The following is a 21027-nucleotide window of genomic DNA, read 5'->3' on the forward strand; positions in this document are numbered from 1 at the left end:
TTTTTCTCCCCAACTTTTGATCTTGATCCCTAAAGTTTATGGTGTCGCAGTAATTATTTTTTTTTTTATAATCTAACTACAGATTAGGTAGTTGAAACATATAGACAATGTTATAGATCCCTATATCATTATCTTGATCATATTACCTTCGGCGTCTTATTCTCTTATTCTGAAACTGCGCTTTATTCCATTGAAACACTTTGTTGTTGGATTTTAATCTTGTCAATGTTAAAAGCTTCTATCACTAAGTTTGATACACCTATAATGAGTTTCAATCATTTAAGCTATCATTTTTCTGCAAAAATTAAAGAGAGCAGGAATTAACTACTCTCATTTTCTAAATCTACTATTATTATTTTAATTGATTTATAGTAAGTTAATGATTTATAAGTAGAGCATCACTAAATTTGATACGTTACCGGATCTAGTGATTTAAAAACAGATTTTTTTACCCAACCTGAAACTTTAGCACCTTCTTCAACCTCATTAACTAAATTTTGTAATCCTTTGACATTTCCATGCTTTAACTGAAATCCAATCGCCGCAATTTGCACTACTTGTATTTCCTCTTGATCTTTGGGATCCTGGTAATCCAACCACCAATCAAATGCTGCCCATCCTCCGGAACCTAAAATATTACTACCCACCCATCATGAAAGTCCCAATTGTAAAAGCAAGATTCTTTACAAACTTTTCTGTGGCAAGAGCCGCATTACTATTCTTGATCGCTGCTGCTAATCTGTCTTACGAAGCGTGATAAGCGTCAAGATTACTAATTCCCATGAAAGATAAGGATCTCCAACAAACGTATGAAAGATAATCTGCAACAGATTATTACACAATAAAAAACACCACTCAGATGAGTGGCGTTGCTATTTTGCATTTAGTATTATAAATGCAGAGTGGTATCATTTCGATTATATACGATAATTCTATCTTCCTTATTAGGAGTGTTGAATAATATCATTCTCCACTGATTATTAATACAGGAAAGGTTTAATCTAATATTATTACTTAATTGATACCATCCTGACGTTTCCTCATTAAACTTGAAAACACCTTCGTTTGTATGGATTTCTAAGAACATAGTACTCGTATCAAAAAGCAAAACGTTGTATGCAATTATAAAATTTATATCCTTCCATTTTATAAAATCTTGTGTTTTTAGATTTTTAACATAAAAGCCATTGTTTTCAAATTTAAAAATTCCATCATCTGAAAAGTATGGGTTTGATTCGTCATAATTTCTAAAAGGATACTTTTTTATATAATTTAAAATTTCCAATTGTCTTATTAAAAGCATTATAAAAACTGTGATTATTATATAAAATAAAATCCAAAATATAATATGACCCCATCTAATTATTAAGAAAAAAGACAATAATGTTAAAATTAAACTTACTATTAAATAACCTGTTATATGTTTCATTTTACTTAATGTAATTCAATCATAACTCTTACTTTTCCCATTCGGGTAAATTTCCTAACATCTGAAGATTAAATATTTTATTATACCCTATAGATTTATAAAAAAACAATTTTACACTTAATGGTTCTACTGTAGAATTAGGTTTTACAAATAAATATTCTACACATTTTTGAGAACTTCCTAACTCATTTGTATCTTTTATTTGTATGTCTTTAGAATGTATAGTTTTATTTATATCACTATAATTTCTATTTAAATAGTGTAATTGGTTTAACATTGCTAATCTATATTCTTCACCACCATCAACCAAGCTTAAGAATCTTGCTTCGTCATTATTCTGGACTGCTGTCCAAAATTTTTGAACAGTTTCTTTTATTTGCTCCTCTTCCTTTTTCTTGTGGTTTACACAGCAACTGACACTGAAAAGGATTAATAGTATTGATATATATTTAATTGTCTTCATTTTAGTGTGGAATACTGTTTACCTGATTCTGTATTTCTTTTTGTTTGTTTTCCAACATATTTTGTACTTGCCCAGGTGTTGGGCGAATAGGTAAATTGTTTGAGTTTAATATCGATGTTCCATTTTGTATAATAAGTCCATTTTGCGTATCTGTTCCTGCTGGTAAAGTTCCGTCAAAAACATAATTAGTAACATCATTTCGTGTTTGAGTACTCATATTTATTCCACTAGAATTTACATAATCAATAGCAAGGTCCATTTGAGTAGCTTGAAAATCTATAGACTTAATATCCTTAGTTGCTTGTACATAATTGTCTGTACTTTTTATTGCTTCCGGAATATCCATAGCCATTTTTGCGTTCTTAACCAACTCTTTTACTCCTCCGGATATCTTACTCATTTTATCAGCTCCTTTATCATACATTTTTGTCCAGATATTGGTAGGTCGGTCATCTCCTCTCACGCTTTCCATTTTTGCATCAGAACCTGTCGCTCCGCCGTATCTATACGAGTTCAACTTCAGACCTGTAGTCCCTGAAGTTATTCTTGCTCCACCAGGATTGTAACCGCTTGTCGACAAACCAATATCCCCGGCTCTGAAAGATGGCCTTCCAAAAGAATCTCTTTGTGTAATAGGTGCTTGCTTAACGGTCATTTGATTTCCACTAATCGCAAAATAACCGGAATGATGTGGCAATAATTCCAATCCTTCCAATTCAATACCCATTCCCATTTTATTTTCTTGGATGGCATAAGTTGAATTATATGGAAATTTTTCTGCCAATGGATCTAACTGAATAAATCGACCTGTATCAGGCATATATGTTCTGTACTTAAACATATACATACCAGTTTCTTGCAACTCTTGTCCTTGGTACTTGTAGTTGTACAATCCCGCTCAACTTTTCAGGATTTGTCTACTCCGGTTTTTTTCGCGCGAGGCTTTTCACTGTGAACGTCTGCGCTTGCTCGCTTTTTCAAATATAAAAATTTAATTCAGTTGAAAAATAAAATTCCGTGTAGATTTTTTCTTTTCAATTGAAAAAAATAAGGTTTTCAAAATTTTAAACATATGATAATCAATGAGTTTGAGCAACCCGTTTTTTCTTTCACTCTGACATTAACTTTCGACAATAATTTAATATGTATAAAATGGAACAGATAATTTGTTTTTGTATTGTAATGATTGTTTTACTTATTGTTTCTAATAATGTTGGTCAAAGAAAAAAATAAGTTTAATTGTCTATTGCTGTCGCTGTTGTTGTAAAATGTTAAAATGTGGGTAAAATCGGTGCTGGTTTTAGCTTCGGCTTTATCCACATTTTAATATTTCCGTTGTATTTATCGGCTAAATTTCAATCGAAGGACTTTCGTAGCATTGGCGCATTTTTTCCTTATTCCGGCCGGGAAGCTTGGGCAAAAAAGTCTTTTTCTGTGGCTGGGAAGATTCGGGGAAGTTGGTGGCTAAAAGCGGTGGCGCAAAAAGGGCTTTGCCCGTTTGCAAGGAAAGCATTTTACATAATCCCAAATTATAGGCAATGAGGGATTTGTGCGCAGCGAAGTTTACGGAGTGGAGAACAACGTTTTGCGGCTGCCTTGCGTATAATTTTGATTATGTTACTTGCTGTGGCATTTAAAGCTCTGGGAAGTTTTGGAAAAGCAGTTGGCGAAAATGTCTTTTTTGGATTGAGGGCGGGATATTTAATCAAAATGCAAGCGTTGGGACGAAGTTCGTCTTCCAATTTTTTCACTTTATTGGGTGGAATTGATTGATTGCAGTTTGCAAAGCGTTGATTCCAGTTTCTTTGTATTTTTCGGTTGTATCGGCGTGTTTGTGTCCTGCAAAATATTGAACTTTCCGAAGGTTTTCGCCGTTGTCCAATTTCAATTTTATTACACTTTGTCGGATTTTTATAGAGTTTAATTTCTTTGTAAAGCCTTTCTGATACGTTGATACGAGATAATTGATGTCGTCTTTTGTGGTTTTTGTTCCGAGTTTTCCGAGTAAAAAGTATCTGGTTTTTAGTGTTTGGTTTTTGGCTAAAACTTCTCTATCATTTTGTAAATATTGATAAAATAAAAGGATTTGTTCTGCTTTCAGATCTAAAACTCTTTCGTTAGTAATTCCTGTTTTTTGAACTTTTATTTTTGCATTCTTCAGATCTAAATCTTCGATTTTCAGTTTCTCAATATCTCCGACTAATAAGGCTTGATTAACCAATAAACTCATTACAATTTGATTTCTTTTTTCGAGTATTGGATAACGTTCTTGTCTTGGTTCTAACAGTTTTAAAAGTTCTTTTTCTGTGAGCAGTTCCTGTAATTGTATCGGGTTTTCTTTTCCGTCTTTTATCTTGATATTTACTGCGATATTGGTTTTTATCTTTCTTGTTTCTACTAAATAATCATAGTATTTTTTTATCGCATAGATTGTTCTTTTTACGCTTTGTGGATTGTAGTTTTTCCTTAGTAATTCCACATATTCCATTAACTTTTGATAGCTCAGTTTCTCCGGATTTTTATAATGCTTTCTGAACTTTTCTATTTCATAGAGATAGTTTTTTACAGTTCCTTCAGATAATTCATTTTGCAGATAATTTTCCAGTTCCATAGTTGATTCTTGTATAGATTTGGGTTGTTCCTAAATATTGATGACCAAGAAAATCCCTTACTTTCTCAAGTTCCATTCCTTGCTCCAATAGCTGTGTCGCAATCGTATGTCGTAAACAATGTAATGTAAATCCCTGTCTGTATAAATCCGCTTTTTTTAACAGTTTTTTAAATTCTTCATACATTCTGCTTCCTGTAATATTCAATAGATTTTCTTCTTTATTTCTATTTTCAATTGAAAAAATAAAATCTTTCTGAACCTGTTTTGTAAATGGTATCACTCTTCGTTTTTTACCTTTTCCTTTTCGGATATACAGCAAGCCATTTTCTAAATCCACATCGTTTATTTTCAGTTCTACTGCTTCATTCCTACGCATTCCACACGCATAACACAGGTGTAATATAATCGTTTGTAATGGACTACTTTTGTTATATAGTTTTTGGATTTCTTCTTTTGTAAATACCTTTCTTTCCTGTGATTTTGGAGTTTTTATTTTTAATTGATATGGATTATTTTTTCTGATACCGACTCTTTGCAGATAATCAAAATACATTCGTATGGCTCTCATTTTTCCTGCAATTCCGCTTTCGCTTAAATTCCTTTTTGTTACTCTGCTTTTAGTAGTTTGCAAAATTTTATGATAGTCTAAAATATCTATGGTTTGGATTTCAAAATATTCTTTCCGGGAACAATTTAAAAATCTTGTAATCTGCTTTGGATAAGAGTTTACAACCGTTTTGCAATATCCTAAATTCTGTAATTCTTTTCTAAATTGTAAGATTGTTTCATCATTCATTTTTATAAGTATGATTGTTTTGCTTTTGCATTTTCTGTGGAAAATGGAAACAAGCGTTTTTTATTGGATAACTAATTGATTTTCAATAATTCTTGTTTCCGTTTTGCTTCCGCTTGCGTCCGATTTTAGTTTCTCTATTATCATACGAAAATGGTCTTTCAATTCTTGTCTAACTTTCTGTATATCATCAGAATATCCAATTTTATAAGTAAACCCTTTGTTTACAAATCCTTTCTGTTTTAGATATTCCAACCGTACCAATTCGTTCAGATAAACTTGTAATTGGCTTTTCTTAAAACCTGTATATTCCATTGCTTCAAAACGGTTAAATTCTCTTTGTTCAAAGCGTTTCTTTAGTTTTTCTAAAAATTGTCTCAGACTTCCGTCTAATTCGTCAATCTTCAAAATAATACTCTCAAAAAGGATTTCGATTCCTTGTTCTAAATCTTCGATTTCTGTGATTAATTTTCCGTCATTAGTTTGTTTTCTTTGATACTGATTTAAGATGGTTATTTGCTTAATAATACTTTGCACCATTTCGTTTAAACGCCTTTTGTTCTTCACTTTGTCGGGCAATTGAAGTTCCATTGCGTATGGATTTATTACTTCATAATATTTAAGATTTCGGACAATTTTCTGTATAAATCCTATCGCTTTTTGCTCATTGTTTCTATCAATTTTTCCGGCATTTTTTAGGTTCTGATAATCAATAATTTTTTTCGTCTGTTCCTCGCTTTCGTTGATTGCTACGATAAAACTTCTGTTCATATTGTCTTCATACAATTCTCCTTTTGTGGTTGCAGAAAGTGAACTAAACTGACCTTTTACGATTTTATGACTGGATTTATTATTTCCTTTTTTGTCCTTGATTGTAACCGAACTTCTTAGAACTTGGTTGCTGATAAATTCACGAAGTGCATACAAAGCATCTTCTTTTAAACCGTCTAAATCTTCAATGATAATTATCTTTTGGAACAGGTCAAACTCGCCCCAATTGTATAAACTGGATTCTGTAATTCTTGTAAATCTCAAAACGTCTTCTTGTGGCATTAAATCTGCAATTCTGCTGATAATATGCGTTTTTCCGCTTCCGCTTGAACCCTGTACAATTCCGTGTAATGGACTTTTATTTAAGTAACTTATCGTGATTAAAAACAACAATAATCTGCTGTTTTCTTCCCCGATTATTCCCGATTTTTCTATGAGTTGGTTTAGAGATTTTAATAGATCCTTTTGTTCTAAAAATTCTATTGCTGATTTTGGTTGTTGGTTGTTAGTTGTCGGTTGTTGGATTTCTTCAGTAACTGTAATTTTTTCAAAATTTTCTTTTTCATTTGAAAGAAAAATATCTTTCCGATTTTCTAAAAGTTCCAAAAATATTTCTTCAGTATGAAGTTGTAAAGTTTCATTTACATCATTATTCGGAAGTTCAATTGTAGAGACTTTATAATTTCTAAATTCTTTAGAATACTTTTCTACTGCGGTTTTTCCTGCATCATCATTATCAAAACAAAAAATAATTTCTTCTAAAAATTCTAAATTTTTTATTGATTGTAAAATTTCTTCAGTAAGTCCGTTTGTGCCAAAACACGCTATAATACTGTAATTATCTCTGATTTCTTTTAGCTGAAGTAAGGAAGCTGCATCTATAATTGCTTCCGTTAAAATGAGTTTTTTTGTATCTGATTTCGGATAGTTTGGATAAATTCCTTTTCTATCTTTTAAATAAAAATGCTTGGTTTTATCATCGTTCAACGTACTTCTAAAATATAATCCTGTAACTTCGTTTTTCTGATTTCTTAATGCAAAACAAATTCCCCATTTCCCAAAAACATTGTAGGCTTTTTCTCCTGTTCTTCCGATTATTCCTTTATCAATCAATAATCCTGTTTCTAAAGACTGTTGTATTAATTCTTCGGTTTTCCTTTCTCCGTGGTGGAGTTGTCCCGAGTTATAGCCAACTTCCAATCTCGTAAAATCTAAATTTCTTTTTTCTAAATATTCTTTTGCAGGTTTGGAGTTGTTGATAGCATTTCTAAAATACTGGAACATATTATTTAAAAATTGCTCTCTGCTTATTTTTGGATTTCCCGAACTTGGATTTAAAATCTCTTCAGTCTTTTTGATGGCTTCGTGCTTGGATAAATTTTCTTTATACATTATAAAATCTATCACATCCATACTTTTTCCGTGGGTCTTGCAATTGGAACTAAAGCAATACGCAGTTTGTGTTTTGTAATAAATCTGCATACTTGGTGTTTTGTCCTCGTGGAACGGACAACACATTTTAGCGTTTTTATCAGGTTTTAATCCGTAGTAATGCAGAACATTTGAGATTGATAACTGGGATTTTATTTCGGAGATTTCCATAGAGAAAATTATTTTATTCCATTTTGATAATCGCAAAAATATAAAATAAATGTCATTTTGGAAAGTTTAATTTTCCTTATTTATAATTTTATTGCTTTTAATTTCCGTTTTGATTATTTTTGTAAAGCAATCTCAAAGCAAAACACTATGGAAAGTATAGGTAAAAACATAAAAAAAATACGTGAAGAAAAAGGGTTAATGCAAAAGGAGGTAGCTTCTATTGCTAATATGCAAGCATCTAATTATTCTAAAATTGAGAATGGACAAAGAGATATTTCCGTAGAAGCTTTGGATAAAATCGCTAAATTTTTCGAAATGACTGTAGATGAATTAATTCATTTTGAAGATAAAAAAATACCTGCACCAGTGAAAGTGTTGGATAAAACCGCTAATGAAAAAATACAATTGATTTCTCAATTGGACGAAGAAGATAAAAATGCAGTTTATCGTATTATTGACGGAATGCTGACTAAAAATAAATTCCAAAATTTCTTTGAACAAAACCTACAATCTGCTAAATAATGAACTTGCAATACATACACGACAGCAAAGGGAATACAACAGGTGTTTTTATCCCCATTGAAGAATGGCAATCCATAAAAGAAAAATATAACGGCTTGCAAGAGGATGAAATGCAAGATTTTGAGATTCCTGATTGGCACAAGAAAATTTTAGATGAACGTTTGGAAGATTACTACAAAAACCCTCAAAATGCCAAAAACTTTGATGAATTGCTCCAAAGTAAGAGAGAAAAATACGGATTATGAGTTATGAATTTCTCTACGAAGATCGTGTAGATAATGATATTGATGAAGCTTTGGATTATTATTTCTCAATAAATCCTAATTTGGCGGAAGATTTTCTCGATAGAATAGAGGAAGCGAAAACCAAAATCCTAAATTCTGTGGAAGGTTTTGAGATAAAATATGCTGATAGCGTAAGAACGGTTTTGCTAAAACAATTCCCGTATCATCTGTATTATACGATTGACCAAAATAACATCGTAGTTCTCGCCATTCTGCACGCTCACAGCGGACAAAATAAAATTAACGAGATATAAAAAAGCCAACCCGAAAGTTGGCTTTTGTTTTCACTTTACTTCTTCTAAAATGTAATTATTGACGATAAAACAGCGTCACTATTTTTTTTCAATAAGTGCTAAAAACAAATCTTGTAAGTATACATTGATTTTTTTATTATCATTATTAGTCGTTAATATTAAATCTTCATCTATTCCATCTACATAAGTTGTCCCATCTAATATCCCCAACACGTGAGACAATGTATTAATTTCTACAATTTTCAAAAACCTTAAAAATATTTCTCTTTCACTTTTTGTTAAATTTATATACATAGGGAGTATACCTTTCCATACTGGGTCTGTGGCTTGATTCGTCGTTTCCAATAAATTTCGATATAAATCTAAATTTCCTTCTATAACGTCTCTATTTAAAATCTCTACTAATTGTTCTGGTTTCATAAATACTAAGTTTATTTTTTTGTTTTTTGAAAAGCATTTGGATAAGAAGTTTTGTTTAACTGTATGAGCTCTTGCAAAGAAGAATTAGAAATACCTTGTGGTCCATACACTCTTCTTAGTTCAAAAATATCTCTTGCTACAACTTCTCTAGCATTGGTAGGAACTTTTTCACCAGTTGTTACTCTAGATACAATACCATTGGGACCGATAAATCTATGACCTTCTGCGGGAACTAGAATTGAAGGGGCTGTTTTGTAATTATAACCTTCTACAAATTTTTCCATTAATGCACCTTGTCCAGCGTGATGGGCGTCCAATCCTTTCTCTATCCCTTTTAATTTATTATAATTTCCCACTTTCCAAAGATTCGGACTCTTTTGAACTTTAATTCCATATGCAAATAAGGCGACACTTGCTGCGGTCATTACAACACTTGCTTCATCCTGTCCAATAATCTCTCCTAAAAAGTTTTCAGCAAGCATTCCTAAAACATCAGAAGGTCCCATATAAACCATCGGGCCATCATTACAATGTCCACAATATTTTGAAGGATCAAAGGAATTATTAGGTTGAATGTTTGGTCGAGTATAATTAAATTGAGCACCTCCAGAATTATTAAATTCATATGGAACCATATTGGAATAATAAGCATTCGCTTTCTGAACCGAAGAAGGTAATTTATTAATAACAACTTCTTCAATCAATGTCTCTTTGCCACCATTTCCAAATTCAGGACAATCTGGAGGACATTTCCCTCCTTCCTCTCCAAACATCCCAGTTGGATCATTAAAGAAAATAGGATTGTTATAAGCATAACCATACAAATCTCTTGTCATATCCGCCAGCGGATCAATCACTCCCCATCTTCCGATATCGGGCATATAAAATCTCGCCCCATAATCATACATTCCCGTTTCTTGGAGTTCTTTACCGTTGTACTTGTAATTTTGATAGCCACCCAAGAAGCTTTTTGATCCTCCGATATGATTAAGCCCAAATGGATAGTAGTCATTTTTATCCGTGATTTCCAATGATCCATCAATCTTTTTTGCATAGCTTAATCTGGCATTGCCTAAATGATCCTTATATTGGTAAATATAACGATTTTCTGCAAAGCTGTAAAAGCCCTCTGCTGTAGGTACAAAATTTAATCGCCAGATTGGTGCTAAAGGAGGCTTGATACCACCACCCGGATCAAAGATGATGTCTCTCTTCTGATAGGCTTGCTCCTCAAATGCAAACTCAGTACGACACCATTGACAAGGTGCTACCGTTTCCTCGTAACTGTAATAGAAGCCATCCAAATAATCAGTCATACTTGTAGTCGTAGACTGACCTCTTCCTCCACCACTAATATACGATTTACGAAGCTTTACTCCATCTGCTCTATAAAGATAGTTAATATAAATAGGAACCATCAGTCCAGACATATTGGTTTGAGGAGCAAAAAAATTATTAGGTAGATTGAGATAGTTGTAACTGATACTTTGGATACTTTTATCTTTCATATTAGTCATATTACCATTCAGATCATAACTGATCAGATTATTTCCGCCTTCATAACCTGTACTGTTCTGCTGGTTTTCAATTATCTGAGTCAGACGGTTTCCTTCATAGATATAATCCAGATTATCTACCATTGTTGCCGTAGGTGAAAATACCTGTGGAGCATTTCTCTTCAGGCTGAGGATATTTCCGTTTAAATCATAGGTCAGATATTCATCAAAAAAAGTACTGTTTCCTGTCGTTGGCTCATTATAAAAAGCGTTTTTTAGCCTGTTCAAATGATCATACTCATAGTTATAGCGCTTCAAAAGATCTTCGGAAGAGTTTTTCCAATCGATCTCTGCAATATTGCCATTGTACTTTCCTGGTGCAGCAGTGATATTGGCTGGGTTGTTATATTTGATTTTATATCCAAATAGATCCCCATTGCTTAAATCTGCAGGATCATTGATATTGGTCAACCAACCACGAATGTTGTAGGTATAATCTACTTGTTGAAGCCCGATTCCTAAGCTCGTACCGCCCACTTTTTTGTTTTTTAGCTGTGAAAGCTCGGTATACTCATTCTGCGCAAGGTATTCCATAGGATTGCTATCAACCTGATGGGTATGGGTTTTTAATCTGTTCTGATGATCATAGGTGAAATTTTCTGTAATTACTCTTTCCGGATCACTATCCAGTCTTTTATGTTTTGTAACAACCATCTTTGCCATTCCTGAAAAATCAAGCTCTGATTCTGTTTTTGTATAACCTCCCAAATGGTTAATGGAATGACTTCCGATCGGTCTTCCTTTCTGATCATACCAAGTGTAATTCTTTGTCCAGTTGTCGTCCTCAATGTTTTTTACATATGACGCTACCGGTAAACTTTTGGTACTTACATTTAAACTTGAATCATCTGTCAACAAAGGTAAATTATTGACTGTAGGGATAAATGACGGCGTAGATGGAGGATAGGTGTCGTAATAATTAACGGATAATATCGTATCTATCTGATTATATAAATCGTTTGTGTAATAAATCTGCATTCCGCTCATGGTAAAACCTTGTGCGCTTTTGTTTTCAGTAATTACGAAATTATTGGTTATAGCTTGTAATCCTGCACGGGTTTGATTTGGAAGAGGCATAATTCCTGTATAGATTACTCTACCAAATTTGTCATATTTTGTGACAAGCCATTTGGAGCCTGATCTTAAATTAGCATCCTGTGTTGCAATCAGTCTATCTGCTTTATCATACACCATATATTCCCAATCTTTTCCCGGAAGCTTCTTCTCAACAAGACGGTTTCTACCGTCGTATTTGTATTGATAGCAAAGATTGTTTAATGTTACATCAGGAAATGTACCCGTGGTTAAACTTTTAACCGCTTCTACTGCTAAAGGTGGAATGACATAAGCCAGCTGGTCATAATCATTGTAAACATAATAAGTATCTGCATTTTCTGTGGCACTGATTGCCTTTCTTACCATTAAAACCTGGCCCTGACCATTTTTATATTCAATGGTCGTATTTCCGTCTTCATCCGTTACCGTATTTTTGTATAACCGGGCACTACCATACGAAGGTGATAAAGTAAGTTGCGATTCGAAAGTGGTATAGTTAAATGTAGCTGTAAACTTTCTCACCTCTCCGTCAACATTCGCATCGTAATTAAATGTGACAGGATGGGCTTGCCACTCCGTGCCGGGCTGTACCTGAGATAAAACCCCGTCTAAAGGTGATGCTTCGAGATTGGAATGACCAAAGGCAAAGTTATCACCATAATACGTCGTGGCTGAAGATTTTACGCCTGCTTGAATGCCGCCATTCAAGGTATTCATCGGGGCAGGAAGCCAGGAATCAACCTGCCTGCCGAAACCGTCATACTCAATATGGCTCACCAAATCTTTTCCGGTAGGTGATGCTTTTATATTCACAATCTGTTTAGCCCTGCCTAAACCGTCAAAATACTGGACAGTTCCTATTTGTTTTGCTGTTGAGCTTGATATTGTTACTGGCTCAAGATAAGTTGTGCTTTGTATATAATTCTCGGCGTTGGTTGCCTGAGCATTTACTATTCCAAAAACAAACAGCGAACTGATTGGGATTATTAGTTTTTTCATGACTGAGCATTAGTTAATTAAAAGGGTAAAATCTAAATTCATAGTGGATCCAAAATTGTCACTTCCATCAATTTTTTTTGCCAGAATATCTCCGTTGGTATTAATCGTAAGTGACCAAATTCCCCCATAATAACAAGAACTATTTCTTAAAGTTGATGGTACGCAGCTTCCTGTTATTCTACCAATGACAACACCACTTGTTTTCCATGGTAATCCTGAATCCAGAAGAAAGCCCAGTTGAATCCTATACATATTTGAATTGTTAGAACTAATTCCTATTGAAGTATAGGATAAATTGACGAGACCAGCACCTTTGATAATACTGCAGCTAATCGGAGTACATGTTGCATTAGCGTTAGCTATAATTTGTCCGTTAGTATTAATATCGTTTAGAGCTAACTGGTCAGCTTCTGCCTGACTTACTGTAGAACTGTATTGGTTTGCTGATACAGTATAGGTATATATTCCCGGAATACCCGAAGTACCACAATTATTCCTGGTGAATGTTTGGCTTGCTTGGTTATTATAGTATCTAAGTGGTGCAAAATTATATCTAAGTTCTTTAATAAGTTTCTCTTGACCATCTTTTACACTTTCCAGCCTATTAAATGAATCATATTTATAGAATTCTCTTATCCCAGATGGTTGGATAATCGTTTTGACACCAATCAATGGATCATACACATAAGTAGTAATTTTAAAATCATTAAACTCCGTATTATTCATGAATTCACTAAGTTTACTAATAAGCATAGCTTCACTATTATTATCAATATCCAGATCAGACTTCTTAACGATATCAAGATATTTGTAAGAAGTACTATCATTACCATTTAATCCAAAAGTCTGCATCACCTGTGCATACGTAGCACCTTGAATATATGCAATAGGCTGAGTACCTTTATATCCCCAAATTATAGTTGCTGGTACTCCTTCCTTATTTGTATATTGTAAAAGTCTGTTTGTATCATATAAATTATAAGTTGCTTCTATAGATATAGTACCATTTGATACATTATTTGTTACAATTGAAGTTGGATTAAAATGATCTGTATTATCATAATTTGTTACCTGTCGAAAAATTTGTTTCCCATTTTTATAAACAATCTTATCTGTAGGCTCAGACAAAATATTTACTTGTGTAAATCTTGGTATTTGAGAAGAATAAGAATAGCTTTCAGACAGTTGATCTTGAGTAGAATTTAAAATCGACTTTTGCGTTAGTAAATTGTTGTTATCATAAGTATTACTTAAAGTGTTTATCACTTCTTTCCCTTCAAAAAATTCTGTAGTCTTAGAATTTGACAGCAAACTTTCTTTTGAAAAAATTGGGAAATGGGAAACTACAGAAAGAGGTTTAAACCCATAGTCAGCAGTAGGACCGTTAGTTCTATTAGCGCATATATATAAATATTCATTAACAGGAGTAAACATGGTACCATAATAAATATCAGAATATTTAGTATTATATTCATTAATTATTTTGCGTATAACTTGGTTATTGTTGTTTAGATACTCTTGAGATAAAAGCAATCCGCTTTCTAAACCTGCTGCCTTAGTTCGGGGAATTGAAACTGGAACTTGATATGGAAAAAAATGGTAAAAAACATCAGGATTTATACTATAACTAGAAATAATTTTACCTTTATCATTACCGAAACTATCTACCTGTATTTTGATAACTTTTTTATAGCCAACAATATCACCAGAAGACAAAGGAGAAGTGCTATAATTGTTAGTAGAGTTCGTTGAAATTACCTCCGTACCGAAGATATGATGATTATTAGCTTGTATAAATCTAGTTGTATATGCAGTTATTAGATCCAACGGATTGGTAGAGTAACCTTCTTCATAAATAAACCGTGTTTTTTCAACCAAATTTCCCTGTATATCAGTATTAGTCTGACTCTTAAGCCTAACCCCTTTACCTGTACCTATTGTAGATGGATTGTAGTTTGAAAATAAATTGTCTGCTGAGTTTGATTCATAGGTAAAGATCGATGAACCTTGGGTTGGATAATTAATTCTTTCTAGTAGCCCTGCTGTAGCATAATTGATATCCGCTACCTTTTTATTATTGTTAACATCCGTTATCGGTAAAGTAGAATTAGTTAGATCCACAGGATTTAAAAAATATGTTTTGTTATTATTTCCCGCATTATAATATCCCCAATAGTCAACAGCATAAGAATCTTTTCTTGGAAGCAGAAACTCGTTTTTATAGCTAAATGTGAAATTTTCATTTTGATTGATACTTAACTTTTTTAAGAAAAGTCTTTTCCGCATTCTGTTCTCGTCAAACAGATCAGATGGAGCATTGTAAAATGTGCTGTTTACAGCTGTTGAATAACTGTAATCAAAAGCTATCTTTTTCACATCAATATTAATATTATTTCTAACTTTAATTTCTGAAAGTTTGGCCGTAGGAAAGTCCTCTCTACTGGTGTAACAAAACCAACTTACTAAGGGCTAGTTTTTGTGTTTTTTTTCGGATGGGTATCAAATCAAATTTATTGCCAAAAATAATACTACTTTTCTATAAAGAAAATCAACTCACTTTCTTTTTCATTACAGTCTTGCACATCCGAATATGGAGAGAGAGTTCCACTCTCTCCAATTCCACTTAAAACCCTGTACATTTCTGATTTACAGGGTTTTTTATTTTCAGGTGCTAGATTAGGTGTTACTATTAAATATATCAAAGTTCTCTTCTCTGAAAACACTTTAGACAAATATTTATTATTATAACTGAAGGAAGTGGTTTTGTCTATAGTATAGGTCTCTTGTGGCCTTTAACTTTTTTCCTATAGAAACCATCTACCAAAAATTTATTAACCGATCTACACTCTTACTGAAGGCTAAATAAAAAACTCGAATGAATTCTATACTGTCTTTACAAATAAAAGTTCCGTCTGGGGTACTTAAAAAGACTGTTAATCATTGATTATCATTCTTTTTTTGTTTTTAGAGGGGAAATAAAAGGGGATTTTAAAATTCATATTCTGTCTAATTACATTTGCCAATATTTTTCTTTTTAACAAGAAGTTCAAGTATATCATTATTTTTTTCCTGGAATTAAAAATTCATCTTTCACTGCTTTTTCAATAACTCCAATTTATTTTTAATATTTTTGTGTAGAACATTATGTTTTATGACAATACCTGAATTACAGTACCTGCGAGAGTCGGAAGATAAAGTAGAATTTAAAGAGGCTAAAAATAATTTTCCTTACAATGGAGGTTCTCACAAAGAACAAGAGAACCGCAGAAAATGCTATTTGGGTTATATCGTGGCATTAGCCAATGAAGGCGGGGGTAAATTAATTTTTGGAATGGATGATTCTTATCCTCATAATGTGGTGGGGAGTAATTTTGTTGAAGGCAAGCTTGGAGAATTGGAAGATGGCGTGTATGAGAAATTGGAAATTAGAGTTCGTCTTGAAGAATTATTTGATGAAAATGGATTAAGAGTGTTGGTTTCCCATATTCCTTCAAGACCAATTGGCAAAATGTTGAAATTCGAAGGTGTGCCATTAATGAGAGTAGGAGATAGTTTGCGAAATATGAGTGATGAAGAAATGTTCGCAATATTATCAGAACAGGAACCTGATTTTTCTGCCAAAATTGTAAATGGTTTTTCTTTAGATGATATTGATGACGAAGCATTTTCTGTTTTGAAAGATAGTTATACCATTAAACAAAGAAATCCACTATTTGCACAACTTAGTAAAACTCAAATTCTATCTGATTTAAAATTGAATACAGAGGCTGGGTTCAATTATGCGTGTCTCATTTTATTAGCAAAAAAAGAAGCGCTTAATATACACTTGCCTCAATGTAAAATCATTTGGGAGTACCGGTCGTCTGAGTCGCAAATACACTTCGATAATAGGATTGTGATTGATGAACCTCTTTATAAGTCAATAGACCAGGTTTGGAAGTTAATTAATCAGCCCCTTCTTAATAGAAAGCATCCAATACAAAACGGAGCATACATTTATGATATCTATGATTTTAATGAGGCTGTTCTTAGAGAGGCTGTATTAAATGCTGTGGCACACCGTGATTATTCTATTGCAAGCGAGGTAGTTATTAAACAATTTCCTAGCAAAATTATCATAAGTAATCCCGGTGGATTTCCTAAAGGAGTAAACATAGAGAACATATTGACTGTAAGTAGTACTCCCAGAAGCCGATTACTCACTGATATTTTAGAAAAAACAGGTTTGGTTGAAAGAAGTGGACAAGGAGTAGATAAAATATTTTCACTGACCTTATCGGAGGGCAAGCCAGAACCGGATTACTGTTTTTCCGATATGTTTCAGGTAACTTTAATTTTATATTCGCAAATAGCAGATAAAGCTTTTCATATTTTCATTAATGAATATCAACATAGTGATAAAGAACCTAAATTAGGTGTTGAGCAAATTATCACATTGTACAAGGTAAGAAAGGGTATTTTTGCTAATTTAAAAGAAAATATTGTGACCCAATTACTTTCACAAGATTTGATACGACCTGTATCTACGCATACTAATAAATATATACTTGCTGACGATTTCCACAAATTAGAAGGTGAAATGCAGCTGATTGGCAAAAAATATGTCGTTACAGAAGTAGAAATGATATTATTGATATTACAAGGAAGAAAAATGAAGATAGGGGAAATAGAGCAGTATTTAAAAAAATCTTTGAACAGAAACCAAATCAAATATTTGCTTAGTAAACTTAAGGATGATGAAATTCTTATTACAGAGGGTGTAGCAGGGGGAACAAAATATTTTCTTGCTGATTCTTATAAAGATTTTAGAGGTGAATTATTAGTGAATACTGTGGTTGAAGATTTGAGATCGAAATTATAGTTTAATTCTCCAAGAAATTGTGAAATTTCCCAAAAATTTATTCTGAAAAAAATTAAGGATAGAAAAATTCTTTGAGAAAATCTCAGAATTTCTTTCTTGTAAATGCATTACAAAATTATTTACAGAATTCTTTTCGGAAATCAATTCTCCAAGAAATTGAGAAATTCTCCAAGAATTATTTAAAAAAATCCTGAGAAAAAAATCCTGAGAAAAAAATCTCAGAATTTCCTTCTTGTAAATGCATTACAAATTTATTTAGGAAATCTTTTTGGAAAATCAATTCTCCAAGAAATTGAGAAATTCTCCAAAAATTTATTTTGAAAAAAATTAAGGATAGAAAAATTCTTTGGGGAAATCTCAGAATTTCTTTCTTGTAAATCCATTACAAAATTATTTAGGAAATCTTTTTGGAAAATCAATTCTCCAAGAAATTGAGAAATTCTCCAAAAATTTATTTTGAAAAAAATTAAGGATAGAAAAATTCTTTGGGGAAATCTCAGAATTTCTTTCTTGTAAATGCATTACAAAATTATTTACGGAATCCTTTTCGGAAATCAATTCTCCAAGAAATTGAGAAATTCTCCAAGAATTATTTTAAAAAAATACTGAGAGAAAATTCTCAGAATTTTCTTCTTGTAATGCATTACAAATTATTTATAAAATCTTTTTGGAAAATCAATTCTCCAAGAAATTTAAAAATTCTCCAAAAATTATTCTGATAATTGCACGCACATAATATTCATCTTTAAGGATAATCAATTAGAATTTTGTTTTAAAGAACTTATTGCTGATTTAAGTAATTGTAATTTAACATAAAATCGAAATTTTAAAACGGCAAATCTTTATCATCATCAGTATAATCATCGGTTATAAAATTTTGCGTTAATTTTTCGATGAATACATCGTTCCTATTTTTAGCCCTTGCAAACAAAGTAGAGTATTTCATAATTTCAGTATAGATTGTGCCATCTTGATTTTTTCTATGCCTAAAAAAGCCCGATATAGGTTTTGCTGGTCTGTATAGATAATCGAAAAAAGTAGCTTCTTTAAAATCTGAATCCTTCGAACGAACATCAAAAGTATCTATCTGCTCACCAAACAAGTAACCGTAAAAGGTTGTAAACTCAAATTCATCCGTACTGAAATTTCTTATTAGAGTAGCATAGTTTTGAATTTGATTTATATAATCGGAGACTTTTGCATCAGTAGATTTTAATTCAATAATCACACATTTGCCTTCTTTTGGAAATAATAAAATGTCAGGTCTTTTCCCATATCTATCTTCCTTTAGAGAATTTTTAAAGTTACGTTCTTCCTCGGTCAAATCTTGCTCATCTCTAAAAATCTTTTTCCCATCAATTTTAACAGTTTCTAATGTTGATTCAGAACATCCTTCAAATAATATAAAATCTTCGTTAAGTAGCCACAAATCACTTGAATCTGGAGTTCTATTTTGTGTGTGCTGCTTGAAAATCAAATTATGAATCAAAGCCTCTGTTTTAGCACGTTCTCTGCTATTTTGGACAGAAAGTTTATTCTCAAGAACTTTATCAAATAAATCAAGAACTAGTTTTCTTCTGGCAACGTAATGTGTAAGTGCTTTTCGATTCTGTAATGGAATTTCCTTTACAAGTTTGTTTATACATAGATTTAAGTCTTCTTGATAGTCTTTTGAAGTCGGGTCTAAATTATCTAACTGATCAACTTGTTTTTTTATCCTTGAATCAGATTTGGCTATCTGTTTTGATTCAGCAACGTAAAACTTCTCAAGTATGCTCTCTTCGGTATCGTTAAGAGATATGGAAATTTCTTTTAATACGTCATCATTCAAAAGAAACATTTCTTTAAGCTCTTCTATCTCTTGCTGTTTCTCTTCAATTTTTTGCTGAATTTCGGGGTATGCATCTCTTATAGTTCCATTTGAAAGTTCTTCTATATCTTCCAGCATTATTTCTTCCTCTTGGAAGATATTAAAATCTTTTTTAAAAGTATCTTTTGTTGGAATTTTAAGTTCTCCTCTTACATCGGAATCACGGTCATTGATATAATTACTTGAAACAAGAAATAAAAATCTATGGTCTTCAAAATTATCTTTGTTTGAGACGCTCGTTAAATTTATTTTCTGCTTATCCAGTTCAACTATTTCATTTTTACTTATAAATTTTATAGCATTCTCTGATATAGCCAAGATCATGGCGAAATGAAACGAGTGGTTAATACTATTCTTCAACTGTTTGATTACCTACCTCAAAGTAGTATAGTTATTGCAGCCACCAATCAAAAAGATATGTTAGATGAAGCTCTACTGAGAAGATTTGATAATATTATTGGGTTCGAACTTCCTAATGAAAGTGAGATTAAGAAATTAATTGATCTGATTTTAGTAAATGGTAATTTTAAATTTGATAATAAAACAGTCGCTAATAAAATAATTAAAGCTGCTGTTGGTTTATCATATTATAGCATTCAAAAAACTTTAATTACCGCAATAAAGCGTTCACTTTTTGCTGCGTCAGAAATTAACAAAATTCTTTCAGCACAGATAAGTACATCTATTTGGAAAAACTTAGTAGAAGTAGAGAAACATTCTTTAAACATTTAAGTCATCAGCCTCCAAAATCGTATCAAGATCATTAATAACTACAACATCATTAATTAGCTGTATTTCGTCATACAGTTTTCCTTTATTATCCTTTATAGTTTCTTCAATTGTCAATACTAAGGAAAAAGGAAACTCTGCGGGATAATTTTCTGGTAAGCTTCCAACAATTTGTTCTGATAACTTTGCATGAATAGCCAGCTTAAATGTAGACTCTTCTTTTTTAAGATCTGTAACATTAACGCTGAGAGAAATTTTTTGACTGTTTGAATATGGTAAAGGTTTCGAAACAAATCTTCCATTTTCAGACCATGAGAGATTATTTCTCAATTTCGATCTAAGGATATTATCTGGTTTCATTATATCTTCAGCAGTTTGATTTTTGAAGATACTAAATGCCATATGTATTGGATTATAAGAAAGTTGATTATTTTTAATAGGTAAAAATTTAAAACACAAAGTAGCAGTTATTTTTAATATCCCACTTTTTTTCCCGAGCTCTTCACTTATCAAATAGTCTGGGAAGTTAATAGGATATATTTTAATTTTGCCATGACTAATTACATCTTCTAATATTAATGTTGCTGAGTTTTCATCGGAGTATAGGCTTCTCAGCTCATTTACTACACCATGTCCTTTAAAACCTTGCAAATATGTTGGGGAAAAATCCAGAAAAGAAGCCAGAATTATTCCGCCCAATGTTGGTGGATTTTATTGACCACGAGCATGAACTTGTTCTACTTTCAGAAAAAATAGATTGGAATTATTTTGAGAAAGAATTTTCGCCCTTGTATTCCAAAGTGGGCA

General features: G+C 32.2%; 17 protein-coding genes. 5 read left to right on the forward strand and 12 right to left on the reverse strand.

All coding sequences use genetic code 11. The annotated features are described in order from the left end of the window. Nucleotides 1-401: 401 nt before the first annotated feature. From EGH73_RS13775 to EGH73_RS13810, 7 genes are all read right to left on the reverse strand, one after another. The gene (locus tag EGH73_RS13775) at nt 402-647 is read right to left on the reverse strand and encodes a hypothetical protein (protein ID WP_123282329.1); all 246 of its coding nucleotides are present in this window, start codon (nt 645-647) and stop codon (nt 402-404) included. A gap of 242 nt (nt 648-889) precedes the next feature. Further along, a complete protein-coding gene (locus tag EGH73_RS13780; protein ID WP_148041718.1) occupies nt 890-1429 on the reverse strand; it encodes a hypothetical protein in 540 nt (179 codons plus the stop codon). Nucleotides 1430-1457: 28 nt separating this feature from the next. Beyond that, nucleotides 1458-1892 carry a hypothetical protein gene (locus tag EGH73_RS13785; protein ID WP_123282331.1) on the reverse strand — a complete coding sequence of 145 codons (435 nt, stop codon included), beginning with the start codon at nt 1890-1892 and terminating at the stop codon, nt 1458-1460. Nucleotide 1893: 1 nt separating this feature from the next. Beyond that, entirely contained in the window at nt 1894-2784 is an 891-nt protein-coding gene (locus EGH73_RS13790) for an RHS repeat-associated core domain-containing protein (RefSeq protein WP_262605972.1), read from the reverse strand. A gap of 855 nt (nt 2785-3639) precedes the next feature. Next, a complete protein-coding gene (locus tag EGH73_RS13800) occupies nt 3640-4503 on the reverse strand; it encodes a tyrosine-type recombinase/integrase (protein ID WP_123282334.1) in 864 nt (287 codons plus the stop codon). Beyond that, entirely contained in the window at nt 4475-5299 is an 825-nt protein-coding gene (locus tag EGH73_RS13805; RefSeq protein ID WP_123282335.1) for a tyrosine-type recombinase/integrase, read from the reverse strand. The genes EGH73_RS13800 and EGH73_RS13805 overlap by 29 nt, the downstream gene beginning before the upstream one ends. Before the next feature lie 60 nt (nt 5300-5359). Further along, nucleotides 5360-7669 (reverse strand): CHC2 zinc finger domain-containing protein, encoded by a 2310-nt coding sequence (locus tag EGH73_RS13810; protein ID WP_123282336.1) that lies wholly within the window; start codon nt 7667-7669, stop codon nt 5360-5362. Between the two features lie 147 nt (nt 7670-7816). Between EGH73_RS13810 and EGH73_RS13815 the strand changes: the two genes are divergently transcribed. Genes EGH73_RS13815 through EGH73_RS13825 form a run of 3 tightly spaced genes read left to right on the forward strand, consistent with a single transcriptional unit; the run spans nt 7817 to nt 8729 of the window. Continuing rightward, nucleotides 7817-8191 carry a helix-turn-helix domain-containing protein gene (locus tag EGH73_RS13815; RefSeq protein WP_123282345.1) on the forward strand — a complete coding sequence of 125 codons (375 nt, stop codon included), beginning with the start codon at nt 7817-7819 and terminating at the stop codon, nt 8189-8191. Next, nucleotides 8191-8436 (forward strand): addiction module protein, encoded by a 246-nt coding sequence (locus EGH73_RS13820; RefSeq protein WP_123282337.1) that lies wholly within the window; start codon nt 8191-8193, stop codon nt 8434-8436. Before EGH73_RS13815 ends, EGH73_RS13820 begins: the two co-directional genes overlap by 1 nt. Next, nucleotides 8433-8729, forward strand: coding sequence for a type II toxin-antitoxin system RelE/ParE family toxin (locus EGH73_RS13825; RefSeq protein ID WP_123282338.1), 297 nt, complete (start codon nt 8433-8435; stop codon nt 8727-8729). Before EGH73_RS13820 ends, EGH73_RS13825 begins: the two co-directional genes overlap by 4 nt. Before the next feature lie 78 nt (nt 8730-8807). Here EGH73_RS13825 and EGH73_RS13830 read toward each other — a convergent pair whose 3' ends face one another. Genes EGH73_RS13830 through EGH73_RS13840 form a run of 3 tightly spaced genes read right to left on the reverse strand, consistent with a single transcriptional unit; the run spans nt 8808 to nt 15046 of the window. Further along, nucleotides 8808-9149 carry a hypothetical protein gene (locus EGH73_RS13830; protein ID WP_123282339.1) on the reverse strand — a complete coding sequence of 114 codons (342 nt, stop codon included), beginning with the start codon at nt 9147-9149 and terminating at the stop codon, nt 8808-8810. A gap of 11 nt (nt 9150-9160) precedes the next feature. Continuing rightward, entirely contained in the window at nt 9161-12760 is a 3600-nt protein-coding gene (locus tag EGH73_RS14250) for a DUF6443 domain-containing protein (protein WP_245985546.1), read from the reverse strand. 9 nt (nt 12761-12769) lie between these two features. Then, a complete protein-coding gene (locus tag EGH73_RS13840) occupies nt 12770-15046 on the reverse strand; it encodes a DUF5977 domain-containing protein (protein ID WP_123282340.1) in 2277 nt (758 codons plus the stop codon). 865 nt (nt 15047-15911) lie between these two features. Here EGH73_RS13840 and EGH73_RS13845 point away from each other — a divergent pair. Next, nucleotides 15912-17621 carry an ATP-binding protein gene (locus tag EGH73_RS13845; RefSeq protein ID WP_123282341.1) on the forward strand — a complete coding sequence of 570 codons (1710 nt, stop codon included), beginning with the start codon at nt 15912-15914 and terminating at the stop codon, nt 17619-17621. Nucleotides 17622-18447: 826 nt separating this feature from the next. On the opposite strand, the gene EGH73_RS13850 is transcribed toward EGH73_RS13845, so the two are convergent. Next, nucleotides 18448-19815 carry a hypothetical protein gene (locus EGH73_RS13850; RefSeq protein WP_123282342.1) on the reverse strand — a complete coding sequence of 456 codons (1368 nt, stop codon included), beginning with the start codon at nt 19813-19815 and terminating at the stop codon, nt 18448-18450. Between the two features lie 6 nt (nt 19816-19821). Here EGH73_RS13850 and EGH73_RS13855 point away from each other — a divergent pair, with 6 nt between their 5' ends. Continuing rightward, the gene (locus EGH73_RS13855; protein ID WP_123282343.1) at nt 19822-20223 is read left to right on the forward strand and encodes an AAA family ATPase; all 402 of its coding nucleotides are present in this window, start codon (nt 19822-19824) and stop codon (nt 20221-20223) included. Here EGH73_RS13855 and EGH73_RS13860 read toward each other — a convergent pair. After that, nucleotides 20212-20919, reverse strand: a complete 708-nt coding sequence (locus tag EGH73_RS13860) for a hypothetical protein (protein WP_148041719.1) — start codon at nt 20917-20919, stop codon at nt 20212-20214. The two genes, EGH73_RS13855 and EGH73_RS13860, sit on opposite strands and share 12 nt — an antisense overlap. Nucleotides 20920-21027: the final 108 nt, after the last annotated feature.

This window comes from Epilithonimonas hominis, from assembly GCF_003730015.1.
GTDB lineage: Bacteria > Bacteroidota > Bacteroidia > Flavobacteriales > Weeksellaceae > Epilithonimonas > Epilithonimonas hominis.

What these genes read in the sequence shown, in the direction of transcription:
- EGH73_RS13780 (WP_148041718.1), bottom strand. Translation starts at nt 1,429, where the DNA reads ATGAAACATATAACAGGTTATTTAATAGTAAGTTTAATTTTAACATTA.
- EGH73_RS13785 (WP_123282331.1), bottom strand. Translation starts at nt 1,892, where the DNA reads ATGAAGACAATTAAATATATATCAATACTATTAATCCTTTTCAGTGTC.
- EGH73_RS13800 (WP_123282334.1), bottom strand. Translation starts at nt 4,503, where the DNA reads ATGGAACTGGAAAATTATCTGCAAAATGAATTATCTGAAGGAACTGTA.
- EGH73_RS13805 (WP_123282335.1), bottom strand. Translation starts at nt 5,299, where the DNA reads ATGAATGATGAAACAATCTTACAATTTAGAAAAGAATTACAGAATTTA.
- EGH73_RS13810 (WP_123282336.1), bottom strand. Translation starts at nt 7,669, where the DNA reads ATGGAAATCTCCGAAATAAAATCCCAGTTATCAATCTCAAATGTTCTG.
- EGH73_RS13815 (WP_123282345.1), top strand. Translation starts at nt 7,817, where the DNA reads ATGGAAAGTATAGGTAAAAACATAAAAAAAATACGTGAAGAAAAAGGG.
- EGH73_RS13820 (WP_123282337.1), top strand. Translation starts at nt 8,191, where the DNA reads ATGAACTTGCAATACATACACGACAGCAAAGGGAATACAACAGGTGTT.
- EGH73_RS13825 (WP_123282338.1), top strand. Translation starts at nt 8,433, where the DNA reads ATGAGTTATGAATTTCTCTACGAAGATCGTGTAGATAATGATATTGAT.
- EGH73_RS13830 (WP_123282339.1), bottom strand. Translation starts at nt 9,149, where the DNA reads ATGAAACCAGAACAATTAGTAGAGATTTTAAATAGAGACGTTATAGAA.
- EGH73_RS14250 (WP_245985546.1), bottom strand. Translation starts at nt 12,760, where the DNA reads ATGAAAAAACTAATAATCCCAATCAGTTCGCTGTTTGTTTTTGGAATA.
- EGH73_RS13840 (WP_123282340.1), bottom strand. Translation starts at nt 15,046, where the DNA reads ATGCGGAAAAGACTTTTCTTAAAAAAGTTAAGTATCAATCAAAATGAA.
- EGH73_RS13845 (WP_123282341.1), top strand. Translation starts at nt 15,912, where the DNA reads ATGACAATACCTGAATTACAGTACCTGCGAGAGTCGGAAGATAAAGTA.
- EGH73_RS13850 (WP_123282342.1), bottom strand. Translation starts at nt 19,815, where the DNA reads ATGATCTTGGCTATATCAGAGAATGCTATAAAATTTATAAGTAAAAAT.
- EGH73_RS13855 (WP_123282343.1), top strand. Translation starts at nt 19,822, where the DNA reads ATGAAACGAGTGGTTAATACTATTCTTCAACTGTTTGATTACCTACCT.